Below are 26,156 nucleotides of genomic sequence, written 5' to 3'. Positions count from 1 at the left end.
GGACGATGGAACGCCACCTGAAGGAAGCGTCGCGGACGCGGCCGGGCCGAACCGCCGGCGTCAACCGGCGCGGTGCTGCTCGACGTGCGCGGACAGCGTGCGCAGGCTGGTGAAGATCTGCCGGTTGTCCGGGTTGTCCGAGCGCAGCTGGAAGCCGTAGCGCTTGGACACGGCCAGGGCGATTTCCAGCGCGTCGATCGAATCCAGCCCCAGCTCGCCGCCGAACAGCGGTGCATCCGGGTCGATCTGTTCGGGGGTGACGGAGTCGAGATTCAGGCATGCCACGACCAGGGTAGCCAATTCGTGCTGCGCCGCTGTCTGTTCCGCCATGCTCGATTCCGTACGCTGAATGCATTGCCTCCCCCCGGTGGCAGTGGGCGCGGAGTGTAACATAGCGCCCCTGTCGTTCCTGGTTGCAAGCCATATGCAGGGCTGTGAAAACCCCCAGATCGATCCGCTGCCGCGCCGCGCGCTGCAGGTGTGCTACCGCGCCGGCGCGGCCAGCGCGCTGCTGGCCGAACCCGGTACGCTGGCCTTGTTCGGCTTCGGCGTCAGCACCCCGGCCAGTACCGACCCGCGCTGCCTGCAGGTGGCGCTGGAAAGCTTCGATGCGCCTGCGCCGCTGGAGCTGTGGCAGGTCGATGCACCGGTCAGCTACGGCCGCGACGGCGCGCTGTGCTGGTCCGCCGGCGGCGGCTGGCTGTTCGCGGCGATCGAACTGGACGAACGCGAACACGGCGGCCCGACCGCCACGGCGCGGCTGGCCTACGAACAGCTGCACCGCTTCGTCGCCACGCGCGAGGCGCGACATGTGCTGCGCGTGTGGAACTACCTCGGCGCGATCAACCACGGCGAAGGCGACGCCGAGCGCTACAAGCACTTCTGCGACGGCCGCGTCGCCGGCATGGGTGACTTCTTCGCCGAGGGCTTCCCCGCCGCCACCGCGATCGGCCATCACGGCGACGGGCGCCGCCTGCAGGTCTACCTGCTGGCCAGCGACCAGCCCGGCATGCGCGTGGAAAACCCGCGCCAGGTCAGCGCCTGGCGCTACCCGCGGCAGTACGGCCGCACCCCACCCAGTTTCGCCCGCGCCATGCTGCTGCCGGCGCAGGACGTGCTGGCGATCTCCGGCACCGCCGCGGTGGTCGGCCACGCGTCGGCGCACCAGGACGACCTCGACGCGCAGCTGGAGGAAACCCTGCTCAACCTCGAGGCACTGCTGGCCAGCGCCGGCATGGCAACGGGCTTCGACGGCCAGTCCCCGCTGAAGATCTACGTGCGCCACGGCGCGGACACCGCACGTGTGCGCACGTTCGTGCAACGCCGCCTGCCCGGCGTGCCGACACTGCTGCTGCACGGCGACATCTGCCGCCGCGAGCTGCTGGTGGAGATCGACGGCTGGCGTTACGCGTAGAGCGTGGAGTGAGAGAAAAGCCCGAAGCGCGCTCCGCCGCTGCCTTCGCTCACTCCTCTTCGCTCACTCCCGCTTCACCGGCCGCTTCCAGCCGGGAAACGTCTGCTGCGTGCCGCGCGCCACGGTGAGTTCCCCGTCCGGCGCATCGCGGGTGATCACCGAGCCGGCGCCGATGGTGGCCTGCGCGCCGATCGTCACCGGAGCCACCAGCGCACTGTTGGAGCCGATGAAGGCGCCGTCGCCGATGTGCGTGGCGAACTTGTTCACGCCGTCGTAGTTGCAGGTGATGGTGCCGGCGCCGATGTTGACGCCGCGGCCCACCACGGTATCGCCGAGGTAGCTGAGGTGGTTGGCCTTGCTGCCTTCGCCCAGGTGCGTCTTCTTGGTTTCGACGAAGTTGCCGACGTGTACGCCGGCATCGAGCTCGGTGCCGGGGCGCAGCCGCGCGAACGGGCCGATGCTGCACGGGCCATGGGTGACCACGCCGTCCAGGTCGCAGTGCGGCAGCACCACCGTGCCAGCGGCCAGCTGCACGTCCTTCAGCCGGGTGAACGCGCCGACGCGCACCTCGTCGCCGAGTGACACGCGGCCTTCGAGGATCACGTCGATATCCAGCTCGACGTCGCGTCCCGCCTCGACCGTGCCACGCACGTCGATGCGCAAGGGATCCGCCAGCCGCACGCCGGCCGCCATCAGCGCGTGCGTGGCGCGACGGCGATACGCTGCTTCCAGTTCGCTCAGTTGCAGCGCGTTGTTGGCGCCGGCGGCCTCGACCGGGTCGGCGCATTCGACGCTGAGTGCGGGCCGGTGCTCGGCGGCGGCCATGCCGAAGATGTCGGTGAGGTAATACTCGCCCTGCGCGTTGTTGCGGTCGAGCCGGCCGATCCAGCCGCGCAGCGCCTGCGCGTCGGCCACCAGGATACCGGTGTTGACCAGGTTCACCGCGCGCTGGCCGTCGTCGGCGTCCTTCTCCTCGACCACCGCGCATACGCGGCCGTTGCCGTCGCACAGCACGCGGCCGTAGCCGTGCGGATCGGCCAGCCGGGTGGTGAGCAGGCCGAAGCCGCCTTCCACCGCCGCCAGCTGCTGCAGGGTCTCGGCCCGGGTCAGCGGCACGTCGCCATACAGCACCAGCACGCCCACGCCATCGGGCACGCCGGCCAGCGCCTGCTCCACCGCGTGGCCGGTACCCAGCCGCTCCGCTTGCAGCACCCAGCGCAGAGCCTGCCCCGGACCTGATCCGGGGTCGGCCTGGCCGGAGAACGCAGCCTGCACCTGCTCGCCGCCATGGCCGTAGACGACGTGGATGGCCGCCGGCCGCAGCGCGCGCGCGGCGTCGATCACGTGCGCCAGCAGCGGCCGGCCGGCCAGCGGCATCAGCACCTTGGCCCGGTTCGATTTCATCCGCGTGCCGGCGCCGGCAGCGAGGATGACGACGTGGAGCGGAGCTCGGTTCATGGAATAAGGCCTTGACGCGTCCTGATCGAAAAAAAGCATAGCAGCCCGCGCGGCGCGGACGATGGCGGACAGCTGACTCAGGGCTTCGTCGCCGCGGTCGACACCGTGGGTTTGCCGGCATGGCATTCGAAGCGGAACACGTAGGCCAGGCTGAACGGTTTCGTCTCGCTGTCCACCACGTGGCTGTTGCCATCGGCATCGGCGGCCCAGCGGTTGATCGTCAGCGGACTGAACTGCCACTGCAGCGCGGCCGCGCGCACGGCGTCGATGAATGCCTGGCGGCCCGCATCGGCCTGCGGCTCGCCAGTCACGCGCACTTCGCCGACCTTGCCCTGCCCATCGACGATCAGCAATGCCGGCACTTCCTGCGGCGGCGGACAGCTGGCCAGCCGATCGGGCGGATACACCGGCGCCACGCGCCGAAACGGTGTGGCGCCGCTGGACACCTCGCCCAGCGCCAGCGGGTAGCGCACCGTGTCGGGCGGCACCACCATCCGCCATGACGCATCACCGATGGCCGGCGGCGATGGCTGCTGGCGCGGCGCGGCGCAACCGGCCAACAGCAGCAACAGCACGCAGCCGCCCTGGCGGATAGTGAACATCGATCCTGTCATCGGCATCTTCCCTGCGCTGCCCAGACTGTATCGTGCCGATGCAAAAACGCCGGCACAAGGCCGGCGTCCTGTTCCGCAATGTCCATCGAGGCAACCGCTTCTGTTGGAAGTGCGGCCATGGACGGCCGCCTTTTGATCTCGCTCTGCACTCATGGATGAGTGCACGAATCTCATTTCCAGGGATGGCCGCCCGTTTGATCTTCGCGATCAGGGATGATCGCAAAAGCCTAGTGCTTGAGGCTCTTGCGCAGCCGCTCCAGCGCCTGCAGCTGGGTGATCGCCTCGGCCAGCTTGACCTGCGCCTCGGCGATTTCCATCGCGTCGCTGCGCTTGGCCAGCGCGTCCTCGGCTTCTTTCTTGGCGCGCTGCGCCGAGGCCTCGTCCAGATCGGCGGCGCGCGCGGCGGTGTCGGCCAGCACGGTGACCACCTGCGGCTGCACTTCCAGCATGCCGCCGGAAATCCAGAACTGCTGGCGCTCGCCGCTGGCCAGCAGCACGTCGACGTGGCCCGGCTTGAGACGGGTGATCAGCGGTGCATGGCGCGGCGTGATGCCGAGCTCGCCGACTTCGCCGGTGGCAACGACCATCGTCGCGTCGCCGGAAAAGATCTCGGCTTCGGCACTGACGATGTCGACGCGAATGGTGTGGGTCATGGTTCTCTCTCGCTACGCTCGGTCGAACGGGATTCGAGATTCGGGATTGGGGATTCGTCAAAAGCGCGATGACGCAGCTCAACGAATCCCGAATCGCAAACCCCGAATCCCGGCTTCAGGGTCAGGCGGCTTTCTTGGCGCCCATCTCTTCGGCCTTCTTGATCGCCTCGTCGATGCCGCCGACCATGTAGAACGCCTGCTCCGGCAGGTGGTCGACGTCGCCATCGACGATCATCTTGAAGCCGCGGATGGTTTCCTTCAGCGACACGTACTTGCCCGGCGAGCCGGTGAACACCTCGGCCACGTGGAACGGCTGCGAGAAGAAGCGCTCGCACTTGCGCGCGCGGGCCACCGCCTGCTTGTCTTCTTCGCTGAGCTCATCCATGCCGAGGATCGCGATGATGTCCTTCAGCTCCTTGTAGCGCTGCAGCGTGCCCTGCACCTTGCGGGCCACGTCGTAGTGCTCCTGGCCGATCACGTTCGGATCGAGCTGGCGGCTGGTCGAGTCGAGCGGGTCCACTGCCGGGTAGATGCCCAGGCTGGCGATGTTGCGCGAGAGCACCACGGTCGCGTCCAGATGGGCGAAGGTGGTGGCCGGTGACGGGTCGGTCAGGTCGTCCGCGGGCACGTACACGGCCTGGATCGAGGTGATCGAGCCGGTCTTGGTCGAGGTGATGCGCTCCTGCAGCACGCCCATTTCCTCGGCCAGGGTCGGCTGGTAGCCCACTGCCGACGGCATGCGGCCGAGCAGTGCGGATACCTCGGTGCCGGCCAGCGTGTAGCGGTAGATGTTGTCGATGAACAGCAGCACGTCCTTGCCCTTGCCGGTCTCGTCCTTCTCGTCACGGAAGTACTCGGCCATGGTCAGGCCGGTCAGCGCCACCCGCAGGCGGTTGCCCGGCGGCTCGTTCATCTGGCCGTAGACCATCGCCACCTTGTCCAGGACGTTGGAGTCCTTCATCTCATGGTAGAAGTCGTTGCCCTCGCGGGTACGCTCGCCCACGCCGGCGAACACGGACAGGCCCGCGTGCGCCTTGGCGATGTTGTTGATCAGCTCCATCATGTTCACGGTCTTGCCGACGCCGGCGCCGCCGAACAGGCCGACCTTGCCGCCCTTGGCGAACGGGCAGACCAGGTCGATCACCTTGATGCCGGTTTCCAGCAGGTCGTTGGCCGCGGCCTGGTCGGCGTAGCTCGGCGCCTCGCGATGGATCACCCAGCGGTCCTGCTCGCCGATCGGGCCGGCTTCGTCGATCGGGTTGCCGAGCACGTCCATGATGCGACCGAGGGTCTGCTTGCCGACCGGCACCTTGATGCCTTCGCCGGTGTTGCGGGCCACGAGGCCGCGCTTCAGGCCTTCGGTGGAACCGAGCGCGATGGTGCGGACGATGCCGTCGCCCAGCACCTGCTGCACTTCCAGCGTGATCTCGGTGCCGTCGATCTTCAGCGCGTCATACACCTGCGGCACCTGGTCACGCGGGAACTCCACGTCGATGACCGCGCCGATGATCTGAACAACTTTGCCCTGGCTCATGCTGATAGCTCCGGATGAATCTCTTTAGGTTTGTTGCGGCGCCGCTTCGCGTCGCCATGAATGTTTGGGGACCTACCGCGGTTACACCGCAGCGGCTCCTCCGACGATTTCCGAAATTTCCTGGGTGATCGCGGCCTGGCGGGCCTTGTTGTAGACCAGGGTCAGTTCGCCGATCACCTTGTTCGCGTTGTCCGACGCGCTCTTCATCGCCACCATGCGTGCGGCGTGCTCGCTGGCGAGATTCTCCAACGCCGCCTGGTACACCACCGACTCGATGTAGCGGGTCAGCACATGCTCCAGCACGGTCTGCGCGTCCGGCTCGTAGAGGTAGTCCCAGTCGTGGCTCGACTCCAGCTTGACGCCGGCGTAGGCCGATTCGCCGGCCGCCTGGTGTTCTTCCATCTCCGCGGCCACCAGTGGCAGCGGCAGCAGCGCATCGATGGTCGGCTTCTGCGTCATGGTGTTGACGAAGTCGTTGTAGGCGAGGAACACGCGATCCAGGCCGTTGGCCTGGTAGGCGTCCATCATCACCTTGATCACGCCGACCAGTTGCTCCAGCTTCGGCTTCTCGCCGAGGTGGCTGACGCTGCCGACCAGGTTGACGCCCTTGATGCGGCGGAAGAGCGCCACGGCCTTCTGGCCGATCGCTACCACGTCCACCTGCACGCCCTGCTGCTGCCAGTCGGCGATCGCCGGCAGCAGGCGGCGGAACAGGTTGGAGTTGAGGCCGCCACACAGGCCGCGATCGGTCGACACCACGATGTAGCCGACCCGCGCCACGTGGTCGCGCTGGACCAGGAACGGATGGCTGAAATCGGTGCTGGCCTGCGCCACGTGGGCGATCACCTTGCGCATGGAGCGCGCATACGGGCGCGAGGCCTTCATCAGATCCTGCGCCTTGCGGATCTTCGAGGCCGAGACCATCTCGAGCGCGCGCGTCACCTTGCGCATGTTCTGCGTGCTCTTGATCTTGGTTTTGATTTCGCGTCCGCTGGCCATGCTCTACTCGCTCGTTTTGCTCACTCGTGGGATTCGGGATTTGTAGAAGCCGCACACTCAAGCTCTTACCGAATCCCGAATCTCAAATCCCGAATCCCGGCTCTCTTACCAGCTGCCGGTCTTCTTGTATTCGTCCAGCGAAGCCTTGAATACGGCCTCGATGTCCTTGTCCCAGTTGCCGGTGGCCACGATGGTCTTCATCAGGTCGCCGTGGTTCTGGTGCATGAACGCGTGCAGGCCCTTCTCGAACGGCAGCACCTGGTTCACCGGCAGGTCGTCCAGGTAGCCGTGCTCGGCGGCGTACACCGACAGCGCCAGCTCGGCGATCGACAGCGGCGCGTACTGCTTCTGCTTCATCAGCTCGGTGACGCGCTGGCCGCGGTCCAGCTGCGCGCGGGTGGCTGGGTCCAGGTCCGAGGCGAACTGCGCGAACGCGGCCAGCTCGCGGAACTGCGCCAGCGCCAGCTTCACGCCGCCGGACAGCTTCTTCACGATCTTGGTCTGCGCGGCGCCGCCGACGCGGGACACCGAGATGCCGGCGTTCACGGCCGGACGGATGCCGGCGTTGAACAGGTCGGTCTCCAGGAAGATCTGGCCGTCGGTGATCGAGATCACGTTGGTCGGCACGAACGCGGAGACGTCGCCGCCCTGGGTCTCGATGATCGGCAGCGCGGTCAGCGAACCGGTCTTGCCCTTCACTTCGCCGCTGGTGAACTTCTCGACATACTCCTCGGACACGCGCGAGGCACGCTCGAGCAGGCGCGAGTGCAGGTAGAACACGTCGCCCGGGTACGCCTCACGGCCCGGCGGGCGCTTCAGCAGCAGCGAGATCTGACGGTAGGCCACGGCCTGCTTGGACAGGTCGTCGTAGACGATCAGCGCGTCCTGGCCGCGGTCGCGGAAGTACTCACCCATCGCGCAGCCGGAATATGGCGCGACGTACTGCAGCGCGGCCGACTCGGACGCCGAGGCGACCACGATGATGGTGTTGGCCAGCGCGCCGTTCTCGTCGAGCTTGCGCACCACGTTGGCGATCGACGAACGCTTCTGGCCGATCGCGACGTAGATGCACTTAATGCCGGAATCCTTCTGCGCGATGATCGCGTCGATCGCCAGCGCGGTCTTGCCGGTCTGGCGGTCGCCGATGATCAGCTCGCGCTGGCCACGGCCGACCGGGATCATCGCGTCGACCGACTTGTAGCCGGTCTGCAGCGGCTGGTCGACCGACTTGCGCCAGATCACGCCGGGCGCGACCTTCTCGATCGGCGCGTTGAGCTTGGCGTTGACCGGGCCCTTGCCGTCGATCGGGTTGCCCAGCGCGTCGACCACACGGCCGAGCAGCTCCGGGCCAACCGGCACTTCGAGGATGCGGCCGGTGGTCTTGGCAGTGTCGCCCTCGCGCAGGTGCTGATACTCGCCCAGCACCACCGCGCCGACCGAGTCGCGCTCGAGGTTGAGCGCCAGCGCGTACGCGTTGCCCGGCAGCTCGATCATCTCGCCCTGCATCACGTCGGCCAGGCCGTGGATACGCACGATGCCGTCGGACACGCTGATGATGGTGCCCTCGTTGCGCGCTTCCGCGCCGAGCTTGAACTGCTCGATACGGCTCTTGATCAGTTCGCTGATCTCGGACGGATTCAAAGTAGTGCTGGACATGGTCATCTATCCCGGGAATTGAATGCTCTTTTGAAGAGTCCGGCCCGGACGGCCGGTTTTGCTCTCCGCGAAACGGACTTCGCGTTAAATTTTCTACCCGGCCCTGGATGGCCGGTTTTGCTCTTCGCGAAATGGACTTCGCGTTAAATCAATTTGCCAAAGCGCTGGAAAGCTGCGCGAGACGCCCGCGGGCCGAGCCGTCGATCACTTCGCTGCCGGTATCGATCACCACGCCGGCCAGCAGCGAGGCGTCGACCCGGGTGTCCAGTTCGATCTCGCGCTTGAAGCGGCGCTTCAGCGAGGCCTTGAGCTGTTCGGCCTGCGCCGCGTCCAGCGCCATCGCGCTGGTCACCTTGACCAGCAGCTGCGACTCGGACTCGCGCTTGAACGCCTCGAACAGCTCAGCCACTTCCGGCAGCAACGCCAGTCGGCGCTGCTCGGCCATCTCGGCGAGGAAATGCCCGAACGGGCTGTCGGCCGTCACGCCGGCGGGCAGATGCAGGCCTACCAGTTGCGCCGGCAGCACCCGCGGATCGTTGCCGAAGCCGGCCACGCGAGGATCGTTCGCCACTGCGGCGGCGAACGCCAGCGCCTGCGACCATGCGGCCAGCGAGCCGGCCGCATGCGCCACTTCAAACGCGGCGCGGGCGTACGGGCGGGCGAGGGTGATTGCCTGGGCCATGGATCAAAGACCTGCCGCAAGCTGGTCGAGCAGGGCCTTGTGCATCGAGGCATCGACCTCGCGCTGCACGATCTTGCTGGCGCCCTGCACGGCCAGCGCACCGACCTGCTCACGCAGCTGGTCGCGGGCGCGCTGCGCCATCGAGGCGATGTCGTCCTGCGCGGCCGCCTTCAACCGGTTGATCTCGGCGATCGCCTCGGCGCGGGCCTTGTCGATGATCTGGTTCGCCTGCTGCTGGGCCTTGTCGATAATCTCCGAGGCCTGCAGGCGGGCCTGCTTGATCTCGCCGGCCACCTTCACGTCCGCGCTCTTCAGCTCGGCGTGGGCGCGCTCGGCGGCATTCAGGCCTTCGGCGATCTTGACCTGCCGGTCTTCGATGGCCTTATTGATGTACGGCCAGATGAAGTGGACGCTGAACCAGATCAGGATGGCGAACGAAATCATTTCGCCAATCAAGGTCGCGTTGAAATTCATCGCTGCGTTACCTGCAAAAAATACGGGTTGAAACAGGCCCGGGCGTCACGACACCCGGGCTGCAGCGGCGACGCCGCGGCGTCACCGGGGGACTTACGCGCCCGCCAGCTTCGACAGCAGCGGGTTCGCCACGGCGAAGTACATCGCCAGGGCCACGCCGATCAGGAACGCGGCGTCGATCAGGCCGGCCAGCAGGAACATGCGGCCCTGCAGCAGCGGCACCAGCTCCGGCTGGCGGGCGGCGGCCTCAAGGAACTTCGAACCCATGACGCCAATGCCGATACAGGCACCCAGCGCGCCGAGGCCGATGATCAGGCCCAGCGCGATGGCGGTGAAGGACTGGACTTGAGCAATGTGAGTGATGAGTTCCACGACGGTCTCCTGAGAAAATCAAACTGGAAGAGGCAAAGCGGTTGAACAGATGGTTTCGACAACGCCGATCAGTGGTGATCGTGTGCCATCGAGATGTACACGATCGTCAGCACCATGAAGATGAAGGCCTGGATCGAGATGATCAGGATGTGGAAGATGCCCCACACCGTGTAGCCAATGATGCCGGCGCCGTACAGTGCCCAGCCGGCCAGGCCCGCACCGGCGCTGAACAGGCCAGCGATCAGCATGAACACCAGCTCGCCCGCGTACATGTTGCCGAACAGTCGCATCGCCAGGCTCACCGGCTTGGACGCCAGCTCGACCATGTTGAGCAGGAAGTTCGGGATCCACAGCAGCGGGTGCTTGCCGAACGGCGCGGTGAACAGCTCGTGCATGTAGCCGCCGGCGCCCTTGGCCTTGAAGCTGTAGAAGATGATCAGCACGAACACCGTCAGCGACATCGCGAAGGTCATGTTGATGTCGGCGGTAGGCACGGCACGGAAATGGCCGATGCCGAACTTCTCGGTGATCCACGGCAGCAGATCGACCGGCAGCAGGTCCATCGCGTTCATCAGGAATACCCAGACGAACACGGTCAGCGCCAGCGGGCCCAGCACGCGGCGGTCGCCGTGGAACACATCCTTGACCTGGCCGTCGACGAACTCCAGCACGATCTCCACGAAGGCCTGGCCCTTGCCCGGCACGCCGGCGGTGGCCTTGCGCGCCTTCAGCCAGAACCACAGGCAGAACAGCACGCCCAGCACCAGCGACACGGTGACCGAGTCGACATGCACCGCCCAGAAGCCTTCCTTGCTCGCATGCGGGGTCAGGTGCTGCAGATGGTGCTGGATGTACTCGGTAAGACCGCCAGTCGGCTCGCTTGCCATGGATCAACCCTTGAATCTGAACGCCAGCAGATAAACCGCGTAAGCCGCCGCCAACCCCGTGATGGCGGCCAGCGGTGGCAACTTGAATTGGAACAGGATCACGACCAGCCCCCCGACGATCACGATCCATTTCAGGAGCATGCCCGTCAGCAGACGGCCCAACACCACGCCAGCGCCGCTAACGCCACTGAAGAACCGCGCCGACATCAGCGCGGTACCCAGCGCCACCATCGTCGCGCCTGCCGCTGCCGCCATCGCTTCGCGATACCCCAGCGCCAGGAAAACCAGGCCGACCAGTACCGCCACAGCAAGCTGCAGCAGGATGATGCGCAAGGCGAGGCGTCGACCAGAGGCTGGACTGTTGAGCACGTAACGTCTCCGCGCGGCCTGCACCAGGCGGCACCGACACAGCTGCGGGCCACGATCCAATCCGTAAAAGTATATCAGTGCGTCAATTGCAGCGACAAGCCATGCAGGCTGCGGCATGACGTCCGGTTGCCGGAATCCGTGATCTGGTCGACCGCCTCATACATGGTGGCGAGCCCACACACGAACAGGGCCGAACACGAGGTTCGGCCCTGTTCCATCACATCCAAGCGCGACAGTACGGCGGAATTACTTGGCGGCCGCCTTCTTGGCGGCGGCGACCGGCGCCGCCACGGCGTCGTTGGCGGCCTGGCGCTGCTCCTGCACCAGCGCATTCAGCGACTCGGCGGTCTTCTGGGTCACCGCGAGCACTTCCTGCGAAACCGCCACGGCACGCTCGGCGTTTTCGCAGCCCAGGTTGGCGCCCTTTTCCCACAGGCCGCGCAGGCCATTGATGTCACGGGTTTCCAGCGCCTCGGCGACGAATTCGGTGGAAGCCTTGGTCTGCTCCTCAAGCGCCTTGAGCTGCAGCTCGGCGACCGTCTCCAGCCCCTTCAGAGCCACCGACTGGGCCTTGAAGGCACTGTCGGTGAACTGCTTGGTGAAAGCAAAAAACTGGGTGTTGAGTTGCTGCGTCATGACGTAGTCCTCGTTGAGGATGGGGTAGTGGCAGGCACTCTAGCAGCAACTTTTGTGCATTGCAATATATTTCTGGTGATCGAATAGGTGTGTAAGCAAATATTCATTTGTAAACACCGGCTTATGTCTATTCCCCGACACACTGCGACGCGTCAAAAGCTGTCGCGACTGCAACTCGCCCCGGAAGTGCAGGTTTCATGCACTACCACCTTGTCCAGCCCCGTCAGGCGCGGCTGCAGCCGCCGCCAGATCCAGCGCGCCAGCATCTCGCTGGTCGGGTTCTCAAGCCCTTCGATCTCGTTGAGGTAGTGATGATCGAGCTGGTCGAACAGCGGCGCGAAGGCCGCCTTCACGTCGGCAAAGTCCATCACCCAGCCCAACTGCGGGTCCGGCTCCCCGGTTACGTGGATCTCGACCCGAAACGAATGCCCGTGCAGCCGCGCGCACTTGTGTCCCGCCGGCACATTCGGTAGCCGGTGCGCCGCCTCGATCTGGAACACCTTGAAGATATGCATGGCGGACGCCTGCGCGTGGTGACGATGGTGGACCGGCGGGAAAACACACGACCTGGTCATGGGCGGACTGGAAAAATATCAGTAAACTGACAATTCCACTAGTTTTTCTCGGAAGAGAAAACAGCACCTGCCCCCAAAGTTGCCCCCAGCTTTTCTCGCCGATGAAAAAACAGACACATGTGTCCTACTAGGGTAGACGAGTTGAACGTCCGTCTGGCTGATCACATCGTAACAAACCGTCTATATCTGTCCAGGCCGAAATCTACACAAGGCATCTGAATCTTCTATCCAGCGATGGAGCGATGGATGATGGCGAGGAAATAGCTGCGCCGCCACCTTGCGCAGACGGAGCAATTCTGCTTTAAATAGGGGTGTGGGCGAGACTGCTGGGACGTTTCGCATCCATGGCCTGTCGCAACAGGTAGCCGCTGCTAAATCTTGGAGCCCTGCAGCTGCTTCTCACATCGCCACACGGCGAAGGGCAACCATCGAAAAACCTTTGGCGCGCGGTATTGACGCCCAGGTCGGCGCAAGGCGTTGCGTCGAGGCCCCGGCCACATCCTTGCTAGCACATTCATTCCGCTGATCTAAGTGGATGGAGAGCAACGATGTCAACACCGGGTCGTTTAGCCTTTTCGATGGAGCACAACATGCCCTTCGTAGAATACACGCCCTCCGCTGTGGAACCTTTCCATTCCACGAAAGCAGCTTTTGAAGCTGCTGGCGTTCCTGACCCTAATGCCGAAATCAGCTTCAAGGATGGTTGCACCGGCATGGGCTTCTATCGCCAGAACTTCCAGATCGCACTGAAGCGCCAGCAGCACATGGACGCTGTCGACAAGATCGTTACTCGCCTTCCGAAACCGCACTGGAAGGGCGGTAGCCAGTGGTTTTTTCGCCACGAAATCGCAGCCTACACGGCTGCCACGCACAGCGAGTAACCACCATGGCGATGCACTCCCCAAACACCTTCAGTGATGAAGGTGACGGCAGCGTTCGTCCTAAAGCTGCACGTCATAGCGCCCATGGTAATACCGAGAATTTTCCAATGTCGGGAAATGTCGGCCTCCCTCCGAGCCTGAAATTCGTCGGCCTCTCCAATTCGAGTGCCCATCAGTACGGCCTCGTCCCGATATACGACGACGATGGCAACCGCATCGATCAAGGCAAGGTGGCGCCATTTCCGTGGCTCCCCATGCCCGACTCGATCGTTCGGGCGCCCGGCCGCAAGAAGATCTTCCCCGCTGAAGAGATTCGTGCCTGGCGCGATGCCATAACCCATCGCTCCCGCAAGGGCGCCCAAACCAACCCAGACATCAAGTTCGCGCTCAACGAGCATGAACTCCTGAGCATGGATCACTGAAGATGAATACCAATAAAGAATCCACCGTCATCACCGACGAGATGGTCTTGGCGGCCATGACGGCCATCGAGTCAACCGAACCAACCCCTGAGGAACGGCAGGCTGGGCAGCTCGCCAAGCTGATTCCGGTGATCCACGAGGCCATCAAGCGTGGCGATTCCAAAGATAAGATCTGCAAGAGGCTGAAAGCCTCGGGAATCAACCTGCATCACCGAAGGCTGCGAAAGCTCTTCGATGCTGCCACTACGTGGCCCACTGAATCCAATGAACAATTGCAAGGCGGTGCCAAATGAACATCATGAATTGGCATCCCAGGCTTCATAGCCAAACACCCGCCATCAAAGCCATCAGCCTGTTCAGCCCCCCACGCCCGTGCAATGCATGGGCGTGGGGGGCTCCCATGAACAATCTCGTGATCACCGACATCCGCACCCGCCTGTTCTCGGAGGTGGTGTCGTGACAGGTCTCAATGTTCACTTCTGGCGCAAGAAGCTCGAACACTTCGCGCCGACCGAAACGGAATATCCGTTCATGGCCACGCCACCCTTGATCCGAAAGGCAGCGGAGTGCGTAAGCGTTCAACATCAGCTCTCGCCTGAACTCTACATAGTTGTTGCCCAGGCTGCAGCTTCGCTTGCCGTACAAGGAGTCGCGGTACTGAAGATGCCGGATGGCCGCTTCGTACCATTGAGCCTTTACTTCCTCATCCTCGCCGAAACCGGCCTAGGAAAGTCCCCGGCATTCGAGACGTTCTTCCGACTTTTTCAGGAGCGTGACCGCACCGCTGCGGGAGCCTTCGAAAAAGCGACGAAGGAATATCCGGCCAGGCACCGTAGTTGGAGAAGGCAATGCGACGACCTGACCAAGATGCTCAGCAAGGCACGCCAGAAGGGTGAGCCGCTTCATCATATCCAAGTCGAGCTCAACTCGCTCGTCGAGCAAGAACCAATCGAACCTCGCCTTCAAAACTGGTTGATCTCCGATACAACCGCTGCCGCCTTTTTGAAGCGGCTGGCAGGGGTCGGTGAATCGATTGCCCTTGCGGGTGATGAAGGCGAAAAGCTGCTTGCGCACCTTTATCAGTACATCGCAGATCTGTGCCAGCTATGGAGTCACGGCCGGACGGATAGTCATCGCATCGGAACCGGCACTACCTTGGTTGTCAATTCGCGCGTCATGGCCCTCCTCCTGATCCAGGCCGAAAATTTTTATAAGTTCTGTGAAGCCGCTGGAAAGAAGGCTTTTGGCATGGGCGTATGGGCACGATTCCTGACCATAACGCCGAAGGAGCCAAGGCCCGGCTTCACGTCTACCGAGAACCTGGATGCCACGAACGAGCCGCTTGATGCATTCTTGGCACGTATTGCCGAGTTGATCACTGAGCGTGCCCGTCGCGTCAAGGCCGGCGTCACGGAACAGGACATTGTCGAGTTCAACGCTGATGCACGCGATTGCTGGGATGCGTTCGATCGCGAGATGCGAGTTCGTTCATCGTCACACGCAGCAAACCGCAAGGGCAACGATGCTGATGAAGGCTACAAGCCCGGCGATTTGTTGGATGTCCGTGCGTTCGCTGCCAAAGCCTCGATGCACGCTGCTCGCCTGGCTGCTGTCTTCGCATATTTCATCGGCGATACGAAGATCACGTTGGACACGATGGAATGCGCTATCCGCATCATCCGCTACCACATTGAAGCGTACCGGGATCAGTTCTCTCTGGCCAAGGTGATCCCGCGTGTCGTGGAAGATTGCTTGAAACTCGAGACATTCTTCCGTCGTTTGAATCTGAACTCTGGCGGCAGCACGGTAGTTTCACTGGACAGCCTTCACCACATCAATACGACGAGCGACCTGAAGCTAGACAAGTACCTGTTGCCTGCGCTTCTTCACCTTCAGCAACAAGGCAAGATCCAGATCATCCCAACGAATGGCGGCAAGCAGTACGTGCACTTCCGTTCGCTGATCAACATGATCAACTGACGCACAACCGGATTGGCCACCCTCCTCAGGGGGTGACCAGACCGGCACCAGGGATTTCTACTTGCGCACTTCCAAAGCGGTCCGATCTGCTTTTGGAGGTGCGATTTTTTTGGAACACCCCTCTCCCCGTGCGACATATGCGACCGTCGCATCGTCGTATGGGTCTTGGGGGTATCTAGTACGGACTACCGCACGGCCATCTAGGCCTGTGCCGTGCGGAATTGCGCGCGCTCCAAGGCAGAGGCGCCGCCTGAAAAGCCGTTTGTGTACCGACTGAACTGCGAAGGGATTGTGGCAATAGGTCCGAAGGCAGATAGGTCATGCTCATGGCGCGGTCCGCCCAAGCTGCGCACGTTGGAGAGGATGCCCTTGGCCATAAGCTTCGCCACATCCTTGCTCACGTTCACGCCCTTGTCATTCGCATAGGAAAGCGGGATTTCAGCGCGCAGCTTCGCGATCTATCAGCAATTCGATCTGCGTCCCCATGACAAAGATGCCCAGCGCGAGTGTGCTACCGGCCGCTCATCATCCATTCGAAGCACCGAGATCGTGCGAGATCGAAATGTTCGCACGAACTACTCGCTGATCGAAAAAAATCACCAAGTCCACAATCCTATGGCGAACACAATTTCGCCAGTAATCCCGTGGCCAGCCATCAAAATGGACTTTCCATAGTGCCATCGGTGGCCAAGGGGAATTCCGGTTCCCTCTATCTAATAGCAAAAGTCAGCGCTAGCTCTTGGTGGATGGGTCCCGGCTAAAAGCCAGTCATGGGAGGCGGCTATGAACACTGCAGCTGATGACTACCTGCCGGTAGACGACGTGGACTTCATGATGAAGGAAATGGAAAGACAGATCGCCGAGGAGGAACGAAACTACCATATCGCCGCGAAACGCTTCCTTCACGATGGTGACGGCAATACATCGATATCGGACGAAAGCGAATGCTTGAGATGGATAGCTAAGCTTGAGCACCTCGCCAAGCGCATCTGCGGAGGCCAAGGGCGCATGATCAAAGCCAACAGGCGTCCGAGGCCTACATGGAAGCACGTCAGTCGTGCGTACAGCCTCACGTCGCTTGGCAATGCAGTATGGCAAGTGTGCTGCACAGGCATTCCCCTCATCGAGATGGCCAGCCCCAGCAGTCGCTACAGGGGGCGCCACTCCTGGCCTGCAATCCCCTTCGCCAAGCATGAGGACTTGGCCCAAACCGAAAGCATGGTCACGAGGTTCAACCCCCACATCGCTGTCATGTTGCGAGCCTGTCAGAAGGCCATGCCAGCCATAAGGCACGCCAATGGGATGATCATCGATCTCAGCAACGAAAAGGTGCGCAGAAGGATCGAGTGGATCGCTCGCTTCGTACGGCGATGCTGCCGTTCCTCCTGGTTCAAGCGCATCGAGGCGAACCGCACCAAGCTGGAAAGGAAGAACTTTCTCTCTTGCTGCCGTTACATGGCCGAAGGCTTTCAACAATACTCAAGGCTACTTGTCCTACGTGTCGATCTATACATCCGGCCAACCCACCACACGGCGGAGGATGTTCGATTGGCCGAGAAGTGCCTTGAACGCTATCTACGTGATCTTGATGAGGGGCGCATCGTTCCCGACGTGCTGCGGAGGATCTGCAAGCGGGAATGTGGCTTCGATCGCGGCATGCATTACCACCTGCTCGTCGCCCTCGATGGGCACAAGCATCAGAACGCATGTCACCTGTCGAAACTGCTGGGCGAGAAGTGGCTCAAGAAATGTGGGCCTTTGCGGGCCAGTTATTTTAATTGCTACGTTCGGCGCCACCACTACGAGTACAACGCCATCGGATCTGTCCACATCAGCGATTGGCGGATGCTCATGGGCATCAAAGAGGCGATTAAGTACCTGGCGAAGGGCGACGGTTACGTCATGACCGGACACAAGCGAAATCTCATGCGTGGCACTATGAAGCAATTTGGATCCAGGCCAAAACGTGGTGCGCCACGCAGAGTGGGTCATGACATGATTCTCGTCGATGCAATTCTTGGCAACCCTCGCTACGAACCATGACGCCGCCAGCGCCCTTCATCGCGCCCAAGCCAAAAAAAGAAGCCTTGCAAACTGGGGAGGGGAGCCGAAGCCCCCTTCCCGTTACCAGTCCGTACCTCACCTGACATGGGTTGTTCCAGCAGTTCGACTACACAAGCCGTCTCGTCAAGCTGCGTTGCCAAGATCGCACGGCAATAGCACCGGCAAGCCTCTGGTTGAGCAGTGCTCCTGTCGACTTGTCCGATACCATCCCCTAGATCTGGTTCGCTTTCGTACGGACCAGATAGTGGCCGAGGCCATAGAGCGCAAACCCGTAGACCACTACGATGCCAATCACTCGAAACATCCACGTTCTCCTCTTTATTGACGTCAACGAGGTCCCAGACGGGCGACCTTGTCGTCTAGTTTGCCGCACAGATTGGGCGTCACTTCTCGTGTGGCCATTGCCTCGCCATCTATCAGCCCGGTGCCGGGGTAAAACTCCTCCACCATCGCAGGCACGTCTTCGGCCAGATCCTCGAACGCCCCATTGGCAAACCCTATGCGGGCCGCCTCATCCAGCGCCTCCTGATCAAAGCCGCCATCCCGCCGCTGTTGATCCAGCTGCCGCGCCTCGACGATTGCCTGCTCCAACGTCAGCCCGGTACGGATCACCAGATCGACGTAAAAAATCGCCGCGCGGTGGCTCATGGCCGTGGACTTGCCCCGCAGCTTCAGCTCCAACGGCAGGCACGCCAGTCGTCCACCTGATACGGCGTGGAAGTACTGGAGTCGCGCCGCCAGTGTGCGGATCGTGTTGAAGGACGTGGTGCGCAGCACGAATGAGCCGAGTGCATCGGCCTCGCCATCGCCCACCAGCACGTTCAAGCGCGCATACGCCTTGCACTCACCATTGGCAAAGCCACACGTATCTGGACCCACGCACGGAAGGGCGTCGACGCCGTCCTTACCCGTGCGACGGCAGGTCTCGCCATTGCCCACACACACCGGCCGGCCCGTGGTGCGATCGAACAGCGAGTAGTCGGCCCGCAGGTTAAGTGCCGGGTCGTTGAACAGCATTCGTACTGGGATGGATCGCAACTTGCCGCCCGCCTCCTTGCGCAAGGCTTCGTCCAGCGGATGCTGGATCCAACCATCGCGGTTCTGCACCTGGGTAGTGAGGGTGAACTGATCGTCCTTCTCCGGCAGCCGCTTGCCATTGCGCTCGACTACGCGCCCGATCGAAATCCGCCCGATCACGGGCGGGGTGATAGCCAGACCTTTCAACATGGGGAAGCTCCTTCAGTGGCATCGGGTGAGAGAGACAGCACGAAGCGGCGCGAGCCCGGACGGGGTACGGTGTACCGCGCAGCCAGTGCGGGGTGGTCGGCTGCCAACCGTTTGGTGTCGACGCTGGTGCCATCCTTGGATCGCTTGTAGGTAACCTCGCCGGAATGGAAGATCGCCCGCGAGGCATCGCCCATCGCCTGCTGGATGGCTTGCTTGAGTTGCTCGGCCAGGTGTTCCTTCTCATCCAGTTCGGTCTTCAGCGCCGACAGCGACGTGAAGGTCTGACACAAGGTCTCGTCGTCCGTGAAGTCGAGCGACGTATCGTTACCGGGGTAGAGCTGGCGCAGGGCCCGCGCGGATGACTCGCTGCCATCGGAAGGTGGCACGATGTCGTGTTGCACGTACTCCCAGAACTTCGTCTCCAGCACGATCAGCCGGGCGATGACCTCGTCGTCCCGCTGGATGCGATGGATCTCAAGCTGCTGCCCGCACAGCAGAACGGCCACGTCCGCTGCCTGCTGGCCCGTCACGGCGAGCTGGTGCTGCACCTGCAGCTGCACGTACTCCGGCACCCCATCCTTCCACAGGCGCGCGCCGAACTCGCCGGCCGTCTTGCACTCCAGGATCTGAACGTCCGGACAGCCCACGACCTCCCGGTCTAGGTTCGCCAGCATGAAGTTGAACGTGGGGTGCTGAAGCACGGCGTTGACGCGCCTGACCTTACGCCCAGTCTTTTGCTGGTAGGCGGTTGCCACGTAGGGTTCGAGCAACGTGCCCCAGTAACGTGGATCCTCCATGCTGGGGCATTCTGCGTGGGCGGCTACTCGTCTGGTTTTCTCCGCCCACAGCTCCAGAGGACTCTTGTAGGGGTTGAGACCAACAGCCGTCGCCGCATCCGAACTACCGATGCCGCCTTGGCGCACTTCCAACCATTGGCTCCGATCGAGCATGCGCGTGTCGACCAACCGCAAGGCCGTTTGCTTTTTCATTTTTGTATCTCCCAAAAGAAAAAGCCCGGCCAAAAGGCCGGGCGTTAGGACGTTTGCATCAGATTGACCTCACCAACTGGCGCGCTAGTAGATGTCCCGGCCTTGCTGCTGCAGGGTGATGGGGCGAGTGAGGATGTCCAGCGTGTGGGGCTTTTACACTAACTCCAGGACACCCACATCCCCGAGTGCAGGCCGGGGTCGACCCGCGGCCTGCACTCGGGTCAACGTGATCGACACTCAACCACCGGGCGGGGCCTGCTTGCCGTCCTTGCACCATGCTTCCCATTCGCTGATCTGATCCACGCTGACGGCATCGTCGACGCCCGCCTTGGCAGCTTCCTTATGCTGGGCTTCGGTCCACCCTTGCACGCAGGCATCCACAGTGACAGGAGGTACAGGTGAAGCGTTCGCAGCAGTGCTATCGGTGGTGGGCCGGTTTGCTGAAGTGGCTGCGGGGGTCGACGGGGTGGATGTGGATGTGGATGCCGGCCCGGCAAGTGCCTGATCCAAACGGCCACGGAGCGATTCGCTGTCGGCGGACGATGCTTCCTTGGTATTCTTGTCAGCCACTTTCTGGCCATCGTCGTAGACCTCATCCGTGAGCAAGATACCGTTCTTGTCCCAGGTCTTCTGCTCCCCGTTGATCTTGCCATCGACCCACTTGTCGACGAGCGATGTGCGCTTTCCCGTTTCCGAGTCGAATTTTTCAGCTACACCGTCGAGCTGATTCTTCTTTAAACGCTCTCGAAAAATTAGCTGCTTGCCATCAGCGGTATAACCCTTCCAGAGTCCATCTAGCTTGCCTTCGTCGTACGTTCCTTCCTGGATGATCTTTCCGGAAGTTTCGTTGTAGCGGGCATAGGCGCCATCGTACGTGCCCTTGGACCAGCCTACTTTCTTGACCAGCTCGCCGGTGGATGAGCTGTAAATCTTCTCGGTGCCATCCGGTTGGTTTTCGTCAAAACCTCCTTCAATCAGCGTTTGGTTGGGCTTGTCCGGGTTGTAGTAGACGAATTTTCCAGAAAGTCGTCCGCCGTCGAAGCTTGCCTCCATGATCTTGGTATTGGTTCTCGGCAGTTGGCAGGTTGCCTTTCCATCGGCGTAACCCTTGCGTACAGAGACGGTGCACAAGAACACCGGCGAGTCATTACCCAAGGCAATTTTCATGAACTGGGCGAGGGCATAGCGTTGGTCGCCGCTTTCTTGCATGAACTTCGTGTAGCCCGCGGAATCGCCCAACAAGAAATTATCGGGGACGTGCGTCACCGTGCCAGTGAAGGGTTCATTGGCATTTTCGGCATAGATCAGACCATCGGACAGGTTGGCATTGCGGTAGTCCAAGATCGGCTTACTGCAGCCGGCAAGGACCAACAACACGGAAGTCGCGAGCATGGCCAGAAGGATTTCTTTGTACTTTTTCATGGATTCAACTCCTGTTGAATGCAAAAGAGCGCAGGCCCCGACAGGCCTGCGCTCCTGGCATGTAATGCGATATCGCGGGGGTTGCCCCTCAGACGGACGCCGTAGCTGGAGTGACATTGGTCAACATACTGTCCGCGGACTTCCAGCCAAAACGAAGGGCAATCGCATGTGCTGCGTTGATAGTGATGTATGCACCGACAAAGAACTCGAATCCGAGGGCGAGGCTTCCACTTGCCATGGACGTAAGTAGCTCCAGGACAACACACCCTCCGAACCAAGCCGCCAGCGCGCGCCACAGCACGCCGAGCTTCAGGGTCTTTGTAAAGGTGTAGGTTGCACCAGGCTGGTACTTCTCCGCGTAGTGCATCCAGCCGCGTTGTGTTCCGCGACGTAGGGTGAAGCCGACAGCGATACCAAGCGCAGCCTCGACGACGGGCATAACAGCCTCAATGTCTGTGGCCGACACGATTAACAAGAAGATGAAGAGCAAACCGACGACCGCGAAGTCGTATCTAGCACGCTGTTTCTTTTGCTCCGATGTAAGTTCAAAGGGATGATTCAGTGCTTTCATGCCATGCAGTCCTTTGGGGTGGTGAAATAGGCGCGCTGACCTCCCGAGCAAGGTGGCCCGGAAAGAAGGCAGAAGATGGGGTGAATGCCAGGCCTCGCATTGGTCGTTCGATGGCCCCCTGTGGCCATGTGGGTAAGCCATCTGAAGTAACGGCCCGTGCACAGATATATACTTTTACGGTATAGACTATTGCGCGCGACGTACATAGGCAATGCTGATAGGGATCCAGCTGCCGATGCCCACGCTTGTCTTCGTCCGTCGCCGCCATCTTTGCCAAGCGCCTGAAGGCCGCCCGCACTTTGCGGGGCCTGTCGCAGCGCGCTTTGGGAGGCCTCGTGTCCGACGACAAAGCCAATGGCAGCGTTCGCATCAACCGTTACGAGCAGAGTGTGAATCGGGCGGATATGGATACGGCGGCAACGCTGGCTCGCGCGCTGGATATTCCCTTGGCCTACCTTTTCGCTGAAGAAGACGATCAAGCCGAGATGCTCTTGGCCTTCGCCCAGCTCTCAAAAGGTGAACGATCAAAGCTGCTCAGCCAAGCCCGAGAGCTGGTCGCAAAGAAAGCAAAATAATGAGGTAGCAGGTCCGCGTTGTGGCAGGAGAGGGCGCTACCCCCTCCTGCTCGATTCAGCAAGCCGAAACGCCTCACCGATGCCTTGGCGTACGTACTTGAAACCATTCCTTGCGTCAGAACGAACGCGTTTCCACCAAGGTCAAGACCGCGGGTTTGTTTGTCGCGACTCCCAAAGAAAAGCCCGGCCAGTAGACCGGGCGTTTTGACGTCTGCATCGAATGGATATCAGACGACGAGCTTCATCACTTCGTCCCAGGCACGCTCCTTGATCTGCGCGCCCTGACCGAACCAGGCCGCATCACGACGATGATCATCGCTGCGCGCCCGGCGGTGGTGGTCGACGAACTCGGTCACGCTGTTGAGGAGCCCCCACGCACTTCCGCCGCTGGAGGCCAACAGAGCGCCGCGGCCGCCGCCCTCGTACAGCGAGCACACCGTGGCCAAGGCCTGTTCGTTGACCACCGGTGACTTGCCGTCCGGTGCTGCGTAGGTCAGTACACGGCGCAGCAGCCCTTCGACCGAGTCGGGATCGACCGGACGGTCGACCAACGCCTTCATTCGGGCCACGAAGCCATCCCAGGAGGACACGGTGATCCCCAACTGGCGCTTGACCGCCTCCGCATCGAACTGGCTGCGGTGCGGCACCTTGATCGCACTGCTGGCATTCCCCAACGCGATCTGCAGGGTGTTGTTGCAGACCACCCGCACGGAGGTGAACTGTGCCGTGGTCGCCAGCGTGCCGTCGCATGCAGTGGCCAGCAGCAGATAGCCATCCACCCTGTCGCGACCCTTGAGCATGCTGCTCTGGCCGGTCTTTGCCAGCGCCCAGAACTTTCGGCCCTCGCGCAAAACACCTGCTGTTTCCAGTTCGAAGCCGTTGCAGGCGGTCAGGTCGCGATAGAACTCCAGGATCTCCGCGGGCTGCACTACGTGAAAGCGCTTGGACACAACCGCCAACGGAGCCTTGGTATCGGAGCGGTAGAGCACCTTTTGTTCCGGAAAGGCGTTGATGACCCCGACATTGTTGTTGCCAGAGATGTAACGGACTTCGGACTGCTCGATCCGCCAGTCCATCCCCGCGTTCTTCCTCCAGACCTCAATGGGCTGCTGCGGGGCTAGCTTGTTACCCAGGCCATGCCACGGCTTCTCGCCGGCATAGGCCATCGTTTCGACCAAGTGCATGTGTTTCTCCTCTTGTGAGGCGGCATAAACGCCGAAGGCCCGGGGGGATTCCCAGGCCTTTGGCGTTTATGCCGCGTGGTGGTTGGATCAGGGCGCTTTCGAGCTGCAGCCGCTGCAGCGGGCAAAGCCCAGCAACAGCGAAGCAACAACGACGAGCACGCAGGTCAGCGTGTCAGTCTTCTGCGGGATCATGCTTTTTCCCTTCGACGGGCGCCTCAGGGCGGATACGCCCTCACGCGAGACAGAGCTTTCCCTGCCTCATGTGGGTGATATGTGCCTGAAATTTTTTTCAATCGACACCGACATCGCTGCCTCCCCCTTTTCAGACACCACCGCATGGGTTGGGGGACGATTTGCCTCAGGCGGTCCGTACAAGATCGAAAAAAATTCAGTCATGGCCGAATTTCTCTATGGGTTATGACCGGCGCGATGACGGGGCGCTTTATCACCTTGTAAGACGGGATACGCCCAAACTGAGTTGAGGCCAGCTTATCCATGGCCTGCGACAAATCGTTTCGGCTGAATTTTACGCGCGGATCGGTCAGTCATGAGACCCACTGCAGTTCGACCTTGAAGACGTTTTGCTGTGGATCCCATTCAAGCAGGTACCCCGCACCGACCAAGGGAGCCCACTGATAGAAAGCCTTGTAGCCGTCGCTTTCGTTGATCCGACTGAAACCACACTCGCCATGACTACGCGACGCGACTCGTTCGCCGTACTCCCAGGCTCGCAGCGGCAGGCCGTAGAGCCATTCGTCAGGGGAGCGCAGCGGGGTGAATTCGGTGATGAGTACGTAAGGAGGGCGCAAATGTTCGTCGCGGGCAAGCAACCATGCGATCAGTTCGTTGTGTTTTGACATGGCTTCGTATGTTTGAACGGCAGGCCTATAACGATGATGGTGCAAAACGCCAACCACCTACCAACCATCGCCAAGGCAACTGATCAGCATCGCCCGCGAAATTGAATACGGCCGGCGGCCAGGCTGCTCAACGTCGCCACTGCATTGACCGCTTCCGCCATCGTACCTAGTCAAGCGTGCGACGAACTGCCTGACCAAATGCGAGGCGAGCAACATGTCATTGGCCAACTCGGCAGAAGAGCTGCATGGGCGTTCGGCCTTCATCTGCTCAGCAATGAACTCGGATCGGGTGACGAACTTGTCGATCCTTGACAGCAGAGCCTGCTTCTCGACTTTATCGGTCATACGTTGGCCCCATTCTCGATCGCGCCATACACGCCAGAGTTCATCGGACCGGACGATCGCATTGCTCCAATACCCGTGCGACCCAGAGCTCGATGCGGGCCTCATACACAGTCGCGCCCTCAAGACTCGGGCTGCCAGGAGGCACTTTGAGAGACCAGAGCGCCCTCGGGCTGAGATGCGGAACCTCGATGTGAATCTTGCGAGCCAGTCGATTGGCTACCAGGCGCTCCACATGCTGGGCTTTCTTGCCACACCAGACGATCAGGGTGCAGTCCTCCAATTCACGGACTACGCGGTCCCTATTACTCGGGCCCTTAATTTCATCCGCGGTAGCTTCTGATCGTCCATTGTTTTGCTTCGGCCAGATCGGCTTGTGGTAGGCATTCGTTATGCGGTAGTCGTACTTTTCGCTCGATTCAAATAGGTCAGGCCGTCTTACGTGCAAGATGGCGAGAGCGTTATTCAGGTTCGTTCCTGTTGCACCAGCGACGGGTTGTGAACCCTTCTCTTCGTGACGACCAGGCACACTGAAGACAAAAGCGGTGTGCAGTTTTCCCGGGCAGAGATGCGGGGCAGCTTTCAGAATCATAGGTTCTCCCGATCTATGGCAAGTAGCCACATTTTGACGTGCTGCTGGGGCGATGCCAGGAAAGCCACCACAAGGTACTCTCCGAAATCCGCAGGTTTAAACACCGTCTTCATTGCATTGTCGAATCCGCGCATGGAGCCAGGTCGAACCGGTGCGCAGATGGTGAGCGAGAAGGCAGCGGTCGGCCCCATGGCGACCAGAGTACGACGCGTTTTACGGCGGAGGCCTTTCGAGGCTCGGGCCAGAGTCGGGGCTTGGTGTGCGAAGAGCCGACCAATTCCGCCCGGTTCAAGCATGATCCTCACATCTGCTTCGTCAACTCCAATCGGGCCCTGGTAGCTCGTGGACAGAACCGTGCACATGAGGAGCTGAAGCAATGCTTCCCGGCTGCTCCCGAGAAAGATGACTCGAACCGTCGGGACACCCGTGATCTCCCGCGGAACGCCTTCGAGCTCCCGACATAGCAATATCGGCGAGTACTTTGGTAAAGCCAGCAAAGGCGCTAGCGACGGGTTCCAAAGGACCACAACATTCCACGCGTCGTCTGGGAGTCTGTGATCGAGCGGCCAGGCTCGGCAGTCTAGAGCCGGGTCCAAGTTGTCAAGGTCGCCAAGGGCCGCCACGTCCTCACTCCGCCCAAGCACGTAAACCTGCGGCCGCGGCTTTTCGTACGGAATCAACAGCAGCGGGATGGATTCGCACATGGACCCTTACCTCAGAGACG

Annotated in this window: 32 protein-coding genes; 9 read left to right on the top strand and 23 right to left on the bottom strand. The window is 61.7% G+C overall.

From position 1 onward, the window contains the following. Positions 1–60 precede the first annotated feature (60 nt). Positions 61–330, bottom strand: coding sequence for a phosphopantetheine-binding protein (locus tag LRK53_RS02220; RefSeq protein ID WP_027491160.1), 270 nt, complete (start codon positions 328–330; stop codon positions 61–63). Positions 331–424: 94 nt separating this feature from the next. Between LRK53_RS02220 and LRK53_RS02215 the strand changes: the two genes are divergently transcribed. Then, positions 425–1,414 (top strand): chorismate transformation FkbO/Hyg5 family protein, encoded by a 990-nt coding sequence (locus LRK53_RS02215; RefSeq protein ID WP_027491159.1) that lies wholly within the window; start codon positions 425–427, stop codon positions 1,412–1,414. Positions 1,415–1,477: 63 nt separating this feature from the next. Here the strand turns inward: LRK53_RS02215 and glmU are convergent, their stop codons facing one another. The 13 genes from glmU to queD all read right to left on the bottom strand — a co-directional run bounded on the left by glmU (position 1,478) and on the right by queD (position 12,263). Beyond that, on the bottom strand, positions 1,478–2,872 hold the full coding sequence (gene glmU, locus LRK53_RS02210) for a bifunctional UDP-N-acetylglucosamine diphosphorylase/glucosamine-1-phosphate N-acetyltransferase GlmU (protein WP_235642468.1): 1,395 nt from the start codon (positions 2,870–2,872) through the stop codon (positions 1,478–1,480). A gap of 77 nt (positions 2,873–2,949) precedes the next feature. Continuing rightward, positions 2,950–3,486: a hypothetical protein gene (locus tag LRK53_RS02205; protein WP_235642467.1), complete on the bottom strand. Its 537-nt coding sequence runs from the start codon at positions 3,484–3,486 to the stop codon at positions 2,950–2,952. 227 nt (positions 3,487–3,713) lie between these two features. Continuing rightward, on the bottom strand, positions 3,714–4,139 hold the full coding sequence (locus tag LRK53_RS02200) for a F0F1 ATP synthase subunit epsilon (protein WP_027491156.1): 426 nt from the start codon (positions 4,137–4,139) through the stop codon (positions 3,714–3,716). A 121-nt stretch (positions 4,140–4,260) separates the two neighbouring features. Further along, positions 4,261–5,673 carry a F0F1 ATP synthase subunit beta gene (gene atpD, locus LRK53_RS02195; protein WP_027491155.1) on the bottom strand — a complete coding sequence of 471 codons (1,413 nt, stop codon included), beginning with the start codon at positions 5,671–5,673 and terminating at the stop codon, positions 4,261–4,263. An 81-nt stretch (positions 5,674–5,754) separates the two neighbouring features. After that, positions 5,755–6,672 (bottom strand): F0F1 ATP synthase subunit gamma, encoded by a 918-nt coding sequence (gene atpG / locus LRK53_RS02190; protein WP_027491154.1) that lies wholly within the window; start codon positions 6,670–6,672, stop codon positions 5,755–5,757. A gap of 105 nt (positions 6,673–6,777) precedes the next feature. Continuing rightward, positions 6,778–8,328 (bottom strand): F0F1 ATP synthase subunit alpha, encoded by a 1,551-nt coding sequence (atpA, locus tag LRK53_RS02185; protein ID WP_027491153.1) that lies wholly within the window; start codon positions 8,326–8,328, stop codon positions 6,778–6,780. A 148-nt stretch (positions 8,329–8,476) separates the two neighbouring features. Next, positions 8,477–9,010 (bottom strand): F0F1 ATP synthase subunit delta, encoded by a 534-nt coding sequence (locus tag LRK53_RS02180; protein WP_027491152.1) that lies wholly within the window; start codon positions 9,008–9,010, stop codon positions 8,477–8,479. Between the two features lie 3 nt (positions 9,011–9,013). Further along, positions 9,014–9,484, bottom strand: a complete 471-nt coding sequence (locus LRK53_RS02175) for a F0F1 ATP synthase subunit B (protein WP_027491151.1) — start codon at positions 9,482–9,484, stop codon at positions 9,014–9,016. 93 nt (positions 9,485–9,577) lie between these two features. Continuing rightward, positions 9,578–9,856: a F0F1 ATP synthase subunit C gene (atpE, locus tag LRK53_RS02170; RefSeq protein ID WP_027491150.1), complete on the bottom strand. Its 279-nt coding sequence runs from the start codon at positions 9,854–9,856 to the stop codon at positions 9,578–9,580. 68 nt (positions 9,857–9,924) lie between these two features. Further along, the gene (atpB, locus tag LRK53_RS02165; RefSeq protein ID WP_027491149.1) at positions 9,925–10,743 is read right to left on the bottom strand and encodes a F0F1 ATP synthase subunit A; all 819 of its coding nucleotides are present in this window, start codon (positions 10,741–10,743) and stop codon (positions 9,925–9,927) included. Positions 10,744–10,746: 3 nt separating this feature from the next. Beyond that, positions 10,747–11,112 carry a hypothetical protein gene (locus LRK53_RS02160; protein ID WP_027491148.1) on the bottom strand — a complete coding sequence of 122 codons (366 nt, stop codon included), beginning with the start codon at positions 11,110–11,112 and terminating at the stop codon, positions 10,747–10,749. A gap of 246 nt (positions 11,113–11,358) precedes the next feature. Continuing rightward, positions 11,359–11,748: a phasin family protein gene (locus LRK53_RS02155; RefSeq protein WP_027491147.1), complete on the bottom strand. Its 390-nt coding sequence runs from the start codon at positions 11,746–11,748 to the stop codon at positions 11,359–11,361. Positions 11,749–11,900: 152 nt separating this feature from the next. Continuing rightward, the gene (gene queD / locus LRK53_RS02150) at positions 11,901–12,263 is read right to left on the bottom strand and encodes a 6-carboxytetrahydropterin synthase QueD (protein ID WP_027491146.1); all 363 of its coding nucleotides are present in this window, start codon (positions 12,261–12,263) and stop codon (positions 11,901–11,903) included. Between the two features lie 608 nt (positions 12,264–12,871). Here queD and LRK53_RS02145 point away from each other — a divergent pair. The 6 genes from LRK53_RS02145 (at position 12,872) to LRK53_RS02120 (ending at position 17,649) form a co-directional block, all read left to right on the top strand. Continuing rightward, on the top strand, positions 12,872–13,204 hold the full coding sequence (locus tag LRK53_RS02145; protein WP_185754539.1) for a hypothetical protein: 333 nt from the start codon (positions 12,872–12,874) through the stop codon (positions 13,202–13,204). A 5-nt stretch (positions 13,205–13,209) separates the two neighbouring features. Next, positions 13,210–13,626: a hypothetical protein gene (locus LRK53_RS02140; RefSeq protein WP_185754538.1), complete on the top strand. Its 417-nt coding sequence runs from the start codon at positions 13,210–13,212 to the stop codon at positions 13,624–13,626. Positions 13,627–13,628: 2 nt separating this feature from the next. Next, positions 13,629–13,919, top strand: coding sequence for a hypothetical protein (locus LRK53_RS02135; protein WP_027491144.1), 291 nt, complete (start codon positions 13,629–13,631; stop codon positions 13,917–13,919). Then, positions 13,916–14,086 (top strand): hypothetical protein, encoded by a 171-nt coding sequence (locus LRK53_RS02130; protein ID WP_185754537.1) that lies wholly within the window; start codon positions 13,916–13,918, stop codon positions 14,084–14,086. Before LRK53_RS02135 ends, LRK53_RS02130 begins: the two co-directional genes overlap by 4 nt. Continuing rightward, complete coding sequence (locus LRK53_RS02125) at positions 14,083–15,606, top strand: DUF3987 domain-containing protein (RefSeq protein WP_185754536.1); 1,524 nt, start codon at positions 14,083–14,085, stop codon at positions 15,604–15,606. Before LRK53_RS02130 ends, LRK53_RS02125 begins: the two co-directional genes overlap by 4 nt. 783 nt (positions 15,607–16,389) lie before the next feature. Beyond that, a complete protein-coding gene (locus tag LRK53_RS02120) occupies positions 16,390–17,649 on the top strand; it encodes a YagK/YfjJ domain-containing protein (protein WP_027491141.1) in 1,260 nt (419 codons plus the stop codon). Positions 17,650–17,997: 348 nt separating this feature from the next. On the opposite strand, the gene LRK53_RS02115 is transcribed toward LRK53_RS02120, so the two are convergent. The 4 genes from LRK53_RS02115 to LRK53_RS02100 form a co-directional block, all read right to left on the bottom strand. Continuing rightward, entirely contained in the window at positions 17,998–18,897 is a 900-nt protein-coding gene (locus LRK53_RS02115) for a recombination directionality factor (RefSeq protein WP_027491140.1), read from the bottom strand. Further along, positions 18,891–19,886: a YqaJ viral recombinase family nuclease gene (locus tag LRK53_RS02110; protein WP_037088737.1), complete on the bottom strand. Its 996-nt coding sequence runs from the start codon at positions 19,884–19,886 to the stop codon at positions 18,891–18,893. The genes LRK53_RS02115 and LRK53_RS02110 overlap by 7 nt, the downstream gene beginning before the upstream one ends. Before the next feature lie 237 nt (positions 19,887–20,123). Further along, positions 20,124–21,308: a toxin-antitoxin system YwqK family antitoxin gene (locus LRK53_RS02105; protein ID WP_027491138.1), complete on the bottom strand. Its 1,185-nt coding sequence runs from the start codon at positions 21,306–21,308 to the stop codon at positions 20,124–20,126. A gap of 88 nt (positions 21,309–21,396) precedes the next feature. Further along, positions 21,397–21,879 (bottom strand): hypothetical protein, encoded by a 483-nt coding sequence (locus LRK53_RS02100; protein ID WP_027491137.1) that lies wholly within the window; start codon positions 21,877–21,879, stop codon positions 21,397–21,399. Positions 21,880–22,124: 245 nt separating this feature from the next. Between LRK53_RS02100 and LRK53_RS02095 the strand changes: the two genes are divergently transcribed. Beyond that, on the top strand, positions 22,125–22,454 hold the full coding sequence (locus tag LRK53_RS02095; protein ID WP_027491136.1) for a helix-turn-helix domain-containing protein: 330 nt from the start codon (positions 22,125–22,127) through the stop codon (positions 22,452–22,454). Positions 22,455–22,681: 227 nt separating this feature from the next. On the opposite strand, the gene LRK53_RS02090 is transcribed toward LRK53_RS02095, so the two are convergent. Further along, positions 22,682–23,638, bottom strand: coding sequence for a DUF932 domain-containing protein (locus tag LRK53_RS02090; RefSeq protein ID WP_027491135.1), 957 nt, complete (start codon positions 23,636–23,638; stop codon positions 22,682–22,684). An 82-nt stretch (positions 23,639–23,720) separates the two neighbouring features. Between LRK53_RS02090 and LRK53_RS02085 the strand changes: the two genes are divergently transcribed. Continuing rightward, positions 23,721–24,059: a hypothetical protein gene (locus LRK53_RS02085; protein ID WP_027491134.1), complete on the top strand. Its 339-nt coding sequence runs from the start codon at positions 23,721–23,723 to the stop codon at positions 24,057–24,059. A 124-nt stretch (positions 24,060–24,183) separates the two neighbouring features. Here LRK53_RS02085 and LRK53_RS02080 read toward each other — a convergent pair whose 3' ends face one another. From LRK53_RS02080 to LRK53_RS02065, 4 genes are read right to left on the bottom strand one after another with little or no spacing between them, the layout of a single operon-like run. After that, complete coding sequence (locus tag LRK53_RS02080; protein ID WP_027491133.1) at positions 24,184–24,498, bottom strand: hypothetical protein; 315 nt, start codon at positions 24,496–24,498, stop codon at positions 24,184–24,186. Between the two features lie 57 nt (positions 24,499–24,555). Continuing rightward, positions 24,556–24,843 (bottom strand): hypothetical protein, encoded by a 288-nt coding sequence (locus LRK53_RS02075; protein ID WP_027491132.1) that lies wholly within the window; start codon positions 24,841–24,843, stop codon positions 24,556–24,558. 40 nt (positions 24,844–24,883) lie between these two features. Next, positions 24,884–25,432, bottom strand: coding sequence for a hypothetical protein (locus tag LRK53_RS02070; RefSeq protein WP_185754534.1), 549 nt, complete (start codon positions 25,430–25,432; stop codon positions 24,884–24,886). Beyond that, positions 25,429–26,136 carry a hypothetical protein gene (locus LRK53_RS02065; protein WP_027491130.1) on the bottom strand — a complete coding sequence of 236 codons (708 nt, stop codon included), beginning with the start codon at positions 26,134–26,136 and terminating at the stop codon, positions 25,429–25,431. The genes LRK53_RS02070 and LRK53_RS02065 overlap by 4 nt, the downstream gene beginning before the upstream one ends. Positions 26,137–26,156 lie beyond the last annotated feature (20 nt).

Source organism: Rhodanobacter thiooxydans (assembly GCF_021545845.1).
Taxonomy (GTDB): Bacteria; Pseudomonadota; Gammaproteobacteria; order Xanthomonadales; family Rhodanobacteraceae; genus Rhodanobacter.
Note: the sequence above shows the minus strand (reverse complement) of the source record. Positions and strands in the feature narration are given on the sequence as shown.